The 10,220-nt window shown below is 63.9% G+C and carries 11 protein-coding genes; 4 read left to right on the top strand and 7 right to left on the bottom strand.

The annotated features are described in order from the left end of the window. The 3 genes from acnA to prpB all read right to left on the bottom strand — a co-directional run. Positions 1-1,992, bottom strand: a 1,992-nt coding sequence (gene acnA, locus DBR20_RS15525; RefSeq protein ID WP_258223387.1) for an aconitate hydratase AcnA, incomplete at its 3' end; no start/stop codon positions are given. 109 nt (positions 1,993-2,101) lie between these two features. Further along, a complete protein-coding gene (gene prpC / locus DBR20_RS15520) occupies positions 2,102-3,259 on the bottom strand; it encodes a 2-methylcitrate synthase (RefSeq protein WP_100553238.1) in 1,158 nt (385 codons plus the stop codon). A gap of 35 nt (positions 3,260-3,294) precedes the next feature. After that, positions 3,295-4,188, bottom strand: coding sequence for a methylisocitrate lyase (prpB, locus tag DBR20_RS15515; protein ID WP_089236473.1), 894 nt, complete (start codon positions 4,186-4,188; stop codon positions 3,295-3,297). A 156-nt stretch (positions 4,189-4,344) separates the two neighbouring features. Between prpB and prpR the strand changes: the two genes are divergently transcribed. Further along, a complete protein-coding gene (prpR, locus tag DBR20_RS15510; protein WP_108266790.1) occupies positions 4,345-5,928 on the top strand; it encodes a propionate catabolism operon regulatory protein PrpR in 1,584 nt (527 codons plus the stop codon). Between the two features lie 180 nt (positions 5,929-6,108). On the opposite strand, the gene DBR20_RS15505 is transcribed toward prpR, so the two are convergent. From DBR20_RS15505 to pdxH, 3 genes are all read right to left on the bottom strand, one after another. Then, positions 6,109-6,825 carry a hypothetical protein gene (locus DBR20_RS15505; RefSeq protein WP_146187027.1) on the bottom strand — a complete coding sequence of 239 codons (717 nt, stop codon included), beginning with the start codon at positions 6,823-6,825 and terminating at the stop codon, positions 6,109-6,111. Next, a complete protein-coding gene (locus DBR20_RS21945) occupies positions 6,822-7,211 on the bottom strand; it encodes a hypothetical protein (protein WP_146187026.1) in 390 nt (129 codons plus the stop codon). Before DBR20_RS21945 ends, DBR20_RS15505 begins: the two co-directional genes overlap by 4 nt. A gap of 93 nt (positions 7,212-7,304) precedes the next feature. After that, positions 7,305-7,904: a pyridoxamine 5'-phosphate oxidase gene (gene pdxH, locus DBR20_RS15500; protein ID WP_108266788.1), complete on the bottom strand. Its 600-nt coding sequence runs from the start codon at positions 7,902-7,904 to the stop codon at positions 7,305-7,307. Positions 7,905-7,944: 40 nt separating this feature from the next. On the opposite strand from pdxH, the gene DBR20_RS15495 reads away from it, so the two are divergent. Further along, positions 7,945-8,772 (top strand): kinase, encoded by an 828-nt coding sequence (locus DBR20_RS15495; RefSeq protein ID WP_108266787.1) that lies wholly within the window; start codon positions 7,945-7,947, stop codon positions 8,770-8,772. A gap of 6 nt (positions 8,773-8,778) precedes the next feature. Here DBR20_RS15495 and DBR20_RS15490 read toward each other — a convergent pair whose 3' ends face one another. After that, positions 8,779-8,982, bottom strand: coding sequence for a dodecin family protein (locus DBR20_RS15490; RefSeq protein WP_049465447.1), 204 nt, complete (start codon positions 8,980-8,982; stop codon positions 8,779-8,781). Positions 8,983-9,080: 98 nt separating this feature from the next. Here DBR20_RS15490 and DBR20_RS15485 point away from each other — a divergent pair, with 98 nt between their 5' ends. Together DBR20_RS15485 and DBR20_RS15480 are read left to right on the top strand one after the other, a co-directional pair. Further along, positions 9,081-9,623, top strand: coding sequence for a shikimate kinase (locus DBR20_RS15485; protein ID WP_108266786.1), 543 nt, complete (start codon positions 9,081-9,083; stop codon positions 9,621-9,623). Beyond that, positions 9,620-10,220 (top strand): 3-dehydroquinate synthase family protein (locus tag DBR20_RS15480; protein WP_146187025.1); only part of this gene is annotated, 601 nt, incomplete at its 3' end. The genes DBR20_RS15485 and DBR20_RS15480, both read left to right, overlap by 4 nt.

Below are 10,220 nucleotides of genomic sequence, written 5' to 3'. Positions count from 1 at the left end.
CTCACCGGCAGCACTCGAGGCCAGGATCGCGTTGGACGGCGACAGGTGGTCGGTGGTGATGTTGTCCGGCAGCACCGCCAGCGCACGCATGCCCGCCAGCGTGCGCTCACCGGCCAGTGCGCCCTCCCAGTACGGCGGACGGCGGATGTAGGTGCTCTGCGCGCGCCAGTCATACAGCGGGCTGACCTTTGCAGCGTGCTCCACGCGCACGTTGAACATCGGGTTGTAGACGCTGCGGAACTGCTCCGGCTTCACCGCAGCCTTCACCACCGCGTCGATTTCAGCGTCGCTCGGCCAGATGTCCTTCAGGCGCACCTCGTTGCCGTCGGTGTCCACGCCCAGCACATCCTTTTCGATGTCGAAGCGGATGGTGCCGGCGATGGCGTAGGCGATCACCAGCGGCGGCGAGGCGAGGAAGGCCTGCTTCGCGTACGGATGGATGCGGCCATCAAAGTTGCGGTTGCCCGACAGCACAGCAGTCGCGTACAGATCACGATCGATGATTTCCTGCTGGATCTTTGGATCCAGCGCGCCGCTCATGCCATTGCAGGTGGTGCAGGCGAAGGCGACGATGCCGAAGCCCAGCTTCTCCAGGTCCGGCAGCAAGCCGGCCTCTTCCAGGTACAGCTGCACCGCCTTCGAACCCGGCGCGAGCGACGACTTCACCCACGGCTTGCGCAGCAGGCCGCGCTCGTTGGCCTTGCGTGCCAGCAGCGCCGCAGCGATCACGTTGCGCGGGTTGGAGGTGTTGGTGCAGCTGGTGATGGCGGCGATGATCACCGCTCCGTCGGGCATCAGACCCTGTGCCTGTTCGGCCTTGCCGGCCTCAAGCTTGGCGGCATCGGCGATGCCACGCTCGACCAGTTCCGATACCGGCAGGCGGCGATGCGGATTGCTCGGGCCAGCCATGTTGCGCACCACCGTCGACAGATCGAAGCGCAGCACGCGCTCGTACTCCGCGGCGGCCAGGTCATCGGCCCACAGGCCGGTGCTGCGCGCATAGTTTTCAACCAGTGCGACCTGCTTTTCCTCGCGACCGGTCAGGCGCAGGTAATCAAGCGTCTGCCCGTCGATGTAGAACATCGCGGCGGTGGCGCCGTATTCGGGGCACATGTTGGAGATGGTGGCGCGGTCACCGATGGTCAGTGCAGCGGCACCCTCACCGAAGAATTCAAGCCAGGCGCCGACCACGCGTTCCTTGCGCAGGAACTCGGTCAGGGCCAGCACCACGTCGGTGGCGGTGATATCCGGCTGCGGCTTGCCGGTCAGCTCGACACCGATGATGTCCGGCAGGCGCATCCACGACGCGCGGCCCAGCATCACGTTCTCCGCTTCCAGGCCGCCCACGCCGATGGCGATCACGCCCAGCGCGTCCACATGCGGGGTATGGCTGTCGGTGCCCACACAGGTATCGGGGAAGGCCACGCCGTCCTGCACGTAGATCACCGGCGACATCTTCTCCAGGTTGATCTGATGCATGATGCCGTTGCCCGGCGGAATCACGTCCACGTTCTCGAAGGCCAGCTTGGTCCAGTCGATGAAGTGGAAGCGGTCTTCATTGCGGCGATCCTCGATGGCGCGGTTCTTCTCGAACGCCTGCGGATCGAAACCACCGCACTCCACCGCCAGCGAGTGATCGACGATCAGCTGCACTGGCACCACCGGGTTGACCTTGGCCGGGTCACCGCCCTTGTCGGCGATCGCATCACGCAGGCCAGCGAGGTCGACCAGCGCGGTCTGGCCGAGGATGTCATGGCACACCACGCGCGCCGGGAACCACGGGAAGTCCAGGTCGCGACGGCGCTCGATCAACTGCTTCAGCGAGTCGGTCAACGTGGCCGGGTCGCAGCGACGCACCAGGTTTTCGGCCAGCACGCGCGAGGTATACGGCAGCGTGGCATAGGCACCGGACTGGATGGCATCGACCGCGGCGCGCGCGTCGAAGTAGTCCAGCGAGGCGCCGGGGAGGTTCTTGCGATAGTCGATATTCATGGGCTGGCGGAATACTTGAGGCGGGCCGGGTGCCGGCGATGCGGCGGCGAAAACATCCGGCCGGCACGGGGCCGGCCGGATGCATGCAGCAGTTGAACAGTGGCGATGATCAGGAACGCTTGTCGATGGCGACGAAGTCGCGATCTTCCGGGCCGATGTAGTTGGCGCTCGGGCGGATGATCTTGCCGTCGATGCGCTGCTCGACGATGTGCGCGCTCCAGCCGGCGGTGCGGGCGATCACGAACAACGGGGTGAACATCGCGGTCGGCACGCCCATCATGTGGTAGCTGACGGCGCTGAACCAGTCGAGGTTCGGGAACATCTTCTTGATGTCCCACATCACCGTTTCCAGGCGCTCGGCGATGTCGTACATCTTCAGGCTCGACTGCTCTTCGGACAGTTCGCGGGCGACGTCCTTGATCACCTTGTTGCGCGGATCGGACACGGTGTAGACCGGGTGGCCGAAACCGATCACCACTTCCTTGCGCTCGACGCGGGCCTTGATGTCTTCCTCGGCTTCGTCCGGATTGTCATAGCGCTTCTGCACTTCGAAGGCCACTTCGTTGGCGCCGCCGTGCTTGGGACCGCGCAGTGCACCGATGCCACCGCAGATCGCGCTGTACATGTCGCTGCCGGTGCCGGCAATGACGCGGCAGGCGAAGGTCGAGGCGTTGAACTCGTGTTCGGCATACAGGATCAGCGAAGTGTGCATCGCCTTCACCCACGAATCCTGCGGCTTCTCGCCGTGCAGCAGGTGCAGGAAGTGACCACCGATGGAGTCATCGTCGGTTTCCACGTCGATCGCGCGACCGTTGTGGCTCCAGTGGTACCAGTACAGCAGCATCGAGCCCAGGCAGGCCATCAGCTTGTCGGCGATGTCACGTGCGCCCGGATGGTTGTGGTCGTCCTTCTCCGGCGACACGCAGCCGAGCACGGACACGCCGGTGCGCATCACGTCCATCGGGTGCGCCGACGGCGGCAGCTCTTCCAGCGCAGCCTTCACCGCAGCCGGGATGCCACGCAGCGACTTCAGCTTGGCCTTGTACGAAACCAGCTCGGCGCGGGTCGGCAGCTTGCCGTGCACCAGCAGGTAGGCGATTTCCTCGAACTCACTGGTGTTGGCCAGGTCCAGGATGTCGTAGCCGCGGTAATGCAGGTCGTTGCCACTGCGGCCGACGCTGCACAGCGCGGTGTTGCCGGCGGCGGTGCCGGACAGGGCGACGGACTTCTTCGGCTTGAAGGTCGGGGTTGCGGTCGTATCGTTCATGTTTCCCTCCGAAACTTGATGGTGCAGGGTACTGCTTATTTCTTGGCGGCGAACAGCGCATCGAGCTGCTGCTCGAAGGCGTGGTAGCCGATACGGTCATACAGCTCCTCGCGGGTCTGCATGCTGTCGATCAGGTTGCGCTGGTGGCCTTCGCGGCGGACCGTCTGGTAGACGTTCTCGGCCGCCTTGTTGGCGGCGCGGAACGCCGACAGCGGGAACAGCTGGATGGCCACACCGGCAGAGGCCAGCTCGTCGCGGCTGAACAGCGGGGTCGCGCCGAATTCAGTGATGTTGGCCAGCACCGGCACCTTCACCGCATCAACGAAGCGGCGGTAGGTTTCCAGGTCGTAGGCAGCCTCGGCGAAGATGCCGTCGGCACCGGCTTCGACGCAGGCGATGGCGCGCTCGATGGCCTTGTCCACGCCGTCCACCTGGATGGCGTCGGTGCGTGCGATCAGGAAGAAGTCCGGATCGGTCTTGGCATCGGCAGCCGCCTTCACGCGGTCGACCATTTCGCCCTGCGAGACGATCTCCTTGCCCGGGCGATGACCGCAGCGCTTGGCGCCGACCTGGTCTTCGATGTGGCAGGCGGCTGCGCCGGCCTTGATCAGCGACTTCACGGTGCGCGCGATGTTGAACGCGCTCGGGCCGAAGCCGGTATCGATGTCGACCATCAGCGGCAGGTCGCAGACATCGGTGATGCGGCGCACGTCCACCAGCACGTCTTCCAGGGTGTTGATGCCCAGGTCCGGCAGGCCCAGCGAGCCGGCAGCAACACCGCCGCCGGACAGGTAGATGGCGCGGAAACCGGCGCGCTTGGCCAGCAGCGCATGGTTGGCGTTGATCGCGCCGATCACCTGCAGCGGCGATTCGGCAGCCAGCGCCTCGCGGAAGCGGGCACCAGCAGAGAAGGGGGTGGAAGCGGTCATGCGGCGATCCAGGTTGAAGGACAGGGAGGTAAGCGCAAGCACCATGCCAACCTGCAAGCGATTGATTTCACGGGGATGACCGCCCAACCCGGGTGAAACATATGAAACATTGAAACAGATGTATCATGAAACATCGTCACTCCCGATCCCCGCACCATGTACCTGCCCCGCTCGCCCCTGCGCCACGCCGATGCCGACCCCGGTCGTCCGGTGATCTGGACCGTCAGCGTCTCGCGCCTGACCGGCCTGCTGGGCGATGTCATTCCCGAATTCGACCGCCGCGCACGCATCGAGCAGATCAACCTCGGCTTCGAGGAAGCAGTGGAAGTGATCGGCCAGCGCCTGCGCCGCGAGCACTGCGACGTGGTGATCGCCGGCGGCTCCAACGCGGCCTGGTTGCGCGGGCGCCTGGACCTGCCGCTGGTGCCGATCCAGGCCAACGGTTTCGATCTGATGGAAGCGCTGGCGCGGGCGCGCCGCATCGCCCCGCGCATCGGGCTGGTTACCCACGCAAGCGATGTGCCGGTGTTCAGCAGCTTCCAGCAGAGCTTCGGCCTGGACATCGAGCATCGCCGTTTCGTCACCCGCGAAGACGCGCGCGATTGCATCGCCGACCTGCGCGCCAACGGCATCGAAGTGATCGTCGGCACCGGCATGGCCATCGACCATGCCGAGCAGGCCGGACTGCCGGGCGTGCTGCTGTACTCGGCCGATTCGGTGCGGCAGGCCTTCGAGCACGCGCTGGAACTGACCCAGACCCTGGCACGCTCGGCGGACGCGCGCCCGGCCGCACGCCGAAGGGCTGCACCGCGCGCCGATGCACATGCGCTGCTCGGCGACAGCAACGCGATGGCCGACGTGCGCGCGCAGATCGCGCTGTACGCCCCGCACGACAGCACCGTACTGGTCACCGGCGAGACCGGCACCGGCAAGGAACTGGTAGCGCGGCAGCTGCATGCGGCCAGCGGCCGGCGGGGGCGCTTCGTCGCACTGAACTGCGGCGCGATCAGCGAATCGCTGCTGGAAGCGGAACTGTTCGGCTACAGCGATGGCGCCTTCACCGGTGCGCGGCGTGGTGGTCGCGTCGGCCTGGTCGAGGCCGCCGATGGCGGCACCTTGTTCCTGGATGAGATTGGTGAACTGCCGCTGCCATTGCAGACCCGCCTGCTGCGCGTGCTGGAAGAACGCGAGGTGCTGCGCGTCGGCGAAACCGAACCGACGCCGGTCGACCTGCGCGTCGTCGCCGCCACCCTGCAATCGCTGGAGCAGCGCGCGGCGGCTGGCAGCTTCCGCCGCGATCTCTACTACCGGCTGGCGGCGCTGCGCATCGCGCTGCCCACTCTGCGTGCGCGTCGCGGCGATATCCCGCTGCTGACCACGCACTTCTTCCGCCAGCTGCGCGGCATCGATGCGCCGCTGGATGCAGAAGCGCAGGCCCTGCTCAGCGCTGCCGACTGGCCGGGCAACGTGCGTGAGCTGCGCAATCTGGTGGATCGGCTGCGCATCCACTGGCAGCCGGGTGAAGGCCTGATCGATGCCGCGCGGCTGCTGCAGCTGGCACCGGAGCTGGTGAACGAAGGCGTCACGGCGCTACCGGTGGAAAGCAACGGCAAGCGCCCGCCGCGTGCGCAGCTGGAGGCGCTGCTGCAGGAACACCACAATGACCGCGAAGGCATGGCACAGGCGCTGGGCGTCTCACGCACCACGCTGTGGCGGTGGCTGCGTGCGGAGGGGTTGTAGTCGAGCGATGCTCGACTACAAAAGAGCATCACCAACGTTGAGCGCAATCGAGTCCTCGATATTGATCCTCATTGATTGCAGCCTGATTAGTAGCGAGCCCTGCAGACGAGTCAAAGCCAAATAAGAAATCCGCTGGTCAAACAGATCATATTCAGCACCAACCTCAAAAGCCAAGAAAATTTACTCCACAGAATCAACCATTGCACGAGCCAGCTCAAGCTGCAGCTTTCTCGACAAATCATCCATACTTGAATAAACAACAATCCGATTTGTTCGAACGTCGAATGGCACGTCACGGGGCCGCCTAGAGACCAAAATAGTCCTCTTTCCCAGCGCCTGCGCTATACCAAGCTCATAGAAAACGTTTGGATTTCGGCCATCAATGTTTGCCACCACAATCCCCGCCCGCTTTATCAGGTCGAGAACGTGCGGAAACACCTCCCCCCTAATAAACTCTTCATCCCCCCTAACCGCCCGCAACCCCATCTGCATGCAAGCCAACGAAATCGCCGAGTAAGTATCAGAATGGACTTCACTAAACGGCGTTAGGACAAAAACCATTCGCTCATCTACACGACCATCAATTTCGCCTTCAAGAAAAGGACTGCGCCGCCCCCCTTGGGAGCCAGCCAACTTCCCCGTAATCATATCCTGAGAAGATATAAGAAGATGATTCGCATCCTTCCACCTTGCCTCAGTTGACATCAACCTATCATTAAGTTCCGTAATGTCATCCTCAATAGATTTACGAAACATTTCAAGCTCAATTCGCTTGAGTTTTTCGTCGTACCTAGCAGCCCTGCTCTTCGTATAAACATACATCGAAAGAGACAGCAGGAACGAAAACACTCCCACGGACAAGCCAATCAACCAAACCTTGTCGGTCAAAAAATTCACGCTTCACCCCGCGAAAGCAACCCACTAACCGCCAAGAATAGCGATGAGATTGAAATTAGATAGCTCAATGACGCAACGCCAGCGACGGCCCAGAACTTGTCACTTGCAAAAAGCGCTTCCGACCGACGCCAAGCTACAACAATAATAATAGAAACCAACAAGCTCAGAACAAAGAAAGAAAGTGTCAAATGCGCGGACTCTACCCCGCCTGCACGAGAGATTACGCCCGCCGCAAACAAACTTGCTGAAAGAAAAATGATATCCACAGGCAGAGAAAGAAAAGCGCCAACGACGTCATCAGCAGAAACATTCTTATCTATGAAAAGTTTGATAAGAAATTTCGCAAACAATAATGATCCAGGCAGAATAAATTCAATTAACTGCATTCCGCATCCCCTGCGACGCAAAAACTCAAGAAAGAGAAGGGGGACATGTTGGGACAATCAGCAACCAGTTTTCAAGGGAAATTTGTACCACTCTCACGGGTACAGCAGACGCTTGCTCCAGCGCCCTTCGGCACCCGCTTCGTAGCACCAGCGCTCGTGCAGGCGGAACTGCGCGCCGTACCAGAACTCGATGCGGTCAGGCACCACCCGCAGACCACTCCAGCCGTCCGGACGCGGCACATCCTTGCCGTCGAAACGTGCCTCGACCTCGGCCACGCGCGCGTCGAACTCCTCGCGCGTGTTCAAGGTCTTCGACTGCAGCGACGCCCACGCGCCGATCTGGCTCATGCGCGGACGGCTGGCGAAATAGGCATCGGCTTCGGCATCTGCCACCTGCTCCACGCGCCCCTCGACGCGCACCTGGATGCCAGCCTCGCGCAGACTGCGCCACAGGAACAGCAGCGCTGCCTGCGGATTGGCCTGCAGTTCGCTGCCCTTGTGGCTGTCCAGATGGGTGTAGAACACGAAGCCGCGCTCGTCGAACGCCTTCAGCAGCACGGTGCGCGCCGACGGCCGGCCCTGCGTATCGGCAGTGGCGACGGTCATCGCATTGGGCTCCACCTCACGGCTCTGTTTGGCTTCTTCGAACAGAGCAGCGAAGGTCGACAGGGCTTCGGCGTACAGGTCGCTCATGACAGCATTCTTCTCACACGGTTTGGGCTATTGTGGCGGCATGGTCGCTGCTGCGTACATGCCCCAGGTGAAAGGATTCCCCGAAACAGTGGTCGAGCAGGCGCTGGATGACGCGCTGGGCAGCAGTACAGCCGTTCCAGTATTGGCGATCAGCGGCCTGCAGGGGAGCGGCAAATCGACGCTGGCCGCGCAGGTGGCCGCCCGTGCCCAGACCCGTGGCCTGAACGCCGCAACGCTCTCCATCGACGATGTTTACCTCACCCGCGCGCAGCGCCAGCGCCTGGCACGTCAGGTGCATCCCTTGTTGATCACCCGTGGCCCGCCAGGCACCCATGACCTGCCGCTGGCGCATGCGGTGCTGGATGCAGTGGCCGCACGACAGCCGCTGGCCCTGCCCCGCTTCGACAAACTGGCCGACGAGCGCCTGCCCGAAGCGCAGTGGCCGCAACTCGAAAAACCGCTGGACCTGCTGGTGTTCGAGGGCTGGTTCCTCGGCACTCCGGCGCAGGACGCGTCCGAACTGGATACTCCTCTGAACGCCCTGGAGCGCGAGGCCGATGCCGATGGCCGCTGGCGGCGCTGGTGCAACCAGTCGCTGGCCCGCGACTATCCGGCGCTGTGGCAGCGCTGTGATCGCCTTTGGTTCCTGCAACCCCCTGATTTCTCGGTGGTACCGCGTTGGCGCTGGCAGCAGGAGCAGAACCTGCAGGCGGCCCAACCGGGCCGGCACGGCATGAGCCGGCCACAGCTGGAGCGCTTCGTGCAGTACTACGAGCGGGTCAGCCGGCAGGCATTGCGTGCGCTGCCGGCCATTGCCGACCGGATGGTGGTGCTGGATGCGCAGCGCCAGGTGCAGGCGCTGCGCTGAGCAGGCTCACTCCACCAGGAAGGTGATCCTCAGGTTCACCCGCCATTCGGTGATCTCACCGTTGCCGTCGGTGACCACCTTGGTCTCGTTGATCCAGGCGCCCTGGATGCCCTTGACCGTCCCGGACACCTTCTTCAATCCGCTGCGCACTGCGTCCTCCACGCTCTTGGGCGAGGACGCATTGATTTCGATGACCTTGGCAACCGACATGGCAGGTACTCCGTCAGGCGCGGGAAACCCCGCAGGAACCTCCACCCTGACGTGAAGAACGTAAAGGCGAAGGCACGGAGGTGTTAGCATCAGAGGGCATGAATCCCGCTCCGAACCTGATCCTGATCGGCCCGATGGGCGCCGGTAAAACCTGCATCGGCCGCCGCCTCGCCGAGCGCTTCACGCTGGACTTCGTCGACGTCGACCAGGCCATCGTCGATGCGACCGGGGCCAGCATCCCCACGATCTTCGAGCATTCCGGCGAAACCGGCTTCCGCGCCCATGAGCGCGAGGCGCTGGCGCAGGTGCTGGCCGGCCGTGGCCAGCTGGTGTCCACCGGCGGGGGCGCCGTGCTTGATCCGGACAATCGTGCCCTTATCGCCCGGCGTGGCTTTGTCGTCTACCTGCGGGTCAGCGTCGCAGCCCAGCTGGAGCGCCTGTCACGCGACAAGGCGCGCCCCCTGCTGCAGCGGCCGGACCGCGAACAGGTGCTGCATGATCTGGCTGCGCATCGCGATCCGCTGTATCGCGACCTGGCCGATGTCACCCTTGATACCGACCCGTTTACCGCAGCCGATGCGACCGCCCAGCTTGTGCTCAAGCTGGCCGCGCACTGGCAGCGACAGGACCCCACTGCATGACTTCCCCTGCCCTGCTGCAGGTCGCCGTTGGCGGCGACCGCCCCTATTCCATCACCATCGGCACCGGCGCCCAGGCCGACGGCGTCGCACTGGCCAGCCATGTGCGCGGCCGCCATGTGCTGCTGGTCAGCGACAGCGAGGTTGCACCGCGCTATCTGGATGCCGTCAAACAGACCCTGCTGGCCGCACGTCCGGACCTGATCGTGAGTGAGCATGTGCTCGCTGCCGGCGAAGCCTCCAAGACCCTGGCCGAGTTCGGCTCGGTCATCGAGGCGCTGGCTGCGCTCGGCGCGACCCGCGATGCCTGCGTATTCGCCCTCGGCGGCGGTGTGGTCGGCGACCTCGCCGGCTTTGCCGCGGCCTGCTGGATGCGCGGCGTCGACTGCGTGCAGCTGCCGACCACGCTGCTGGCGATGGTCGACTCCTCGGTGGGTGGCAAGACCGCCGTGGATATCCCGGCCGGCAAGAATCTGGTCGGCGCGTTCCATCCGCCGCGTGCGGTGATCGCCGATACCCGCGTGCTGGCCACCCTGCCGCCGCGTGAACTGCGCGCCGGCCTGGCCGAAGTGGTCAAGTACGGTGCACTGGGTGATGCGG

It is taken from the genome of Stenotrophomonas sp. HMWF023 (assembly GCF_003060985.1).
Classification (GTDB): domain Bacteria; phylum Pseudomonadota; class Gammaproteobacteria; order Xanthomonadales; family Xanthomonadaceae; genus Stenotrophomonas; species Stenotrophomonas lactitubi.
Note: the sequence above shows the minus strand (reverse complement) of the source record. Positions and strands in the feature narration are given on the sequence as shown.

Excerpts from the sequence above, each read along its gene's own strand:
- prpC (WP_100553238.1), bottom strand. The coding sequence starts at position 3,259 with ATGAACGATACGACCGCAACCCCGACCTTCAAGCCGAAGAAGTCCGTC.
- prpB (WP_089236473.1), bottom strand. The coding sequence starts at position 4,188 with ATGACCGCTTCCACCCCCTTCTCTGCTGGTGCCCGCTTCCGCGAGGCG.
- prpR (WP_108266790.1), top strand. The coding sequence starts at position 4,345 with ATGTACCTGCCCCGCTCGCCCCTGCGCCACGCCGATGCCGACCCCGGT.
- DBR20_RS21945 (WP_146187026.1), bottom strand. The coding sequence starts at position 7,211 with ATGCAGTTAATTGAATTTATTCTGCCTGGATCATTATTGTTTGCGAAA.
- pdxH (WP_108266788.1), bottom strand. The coding sequence starts at position 7,904 with ATGAGCGACCTGTACGCCGAAGCCCTGTCGACCTTCGCTGCTCTGTTC.
- DBR20_RS15495 (WP_108266787.1), top strand. The coding sequence starts at position 7,945 with ATGGTCGCTGCTGCGTACATGCCCCAGGTGAAAGGATTCCCCGAAACA.
- DBR20_RS15490 (WP_049465447.1), bottom strand. The coding sequence starts at position 8,982 with ATGTCGGTTGCCAAGGTCATCGAAATCAATGCGTCCTCGCCCAAGAGC.
- DBR20_RS15485 (WP_108266786.1), top strand. The coding sequence starts at position 9,081 with ATGAATCCCGCTCCGAACCTGATCCTGATCGGCCCGATGGGCGCCGGT.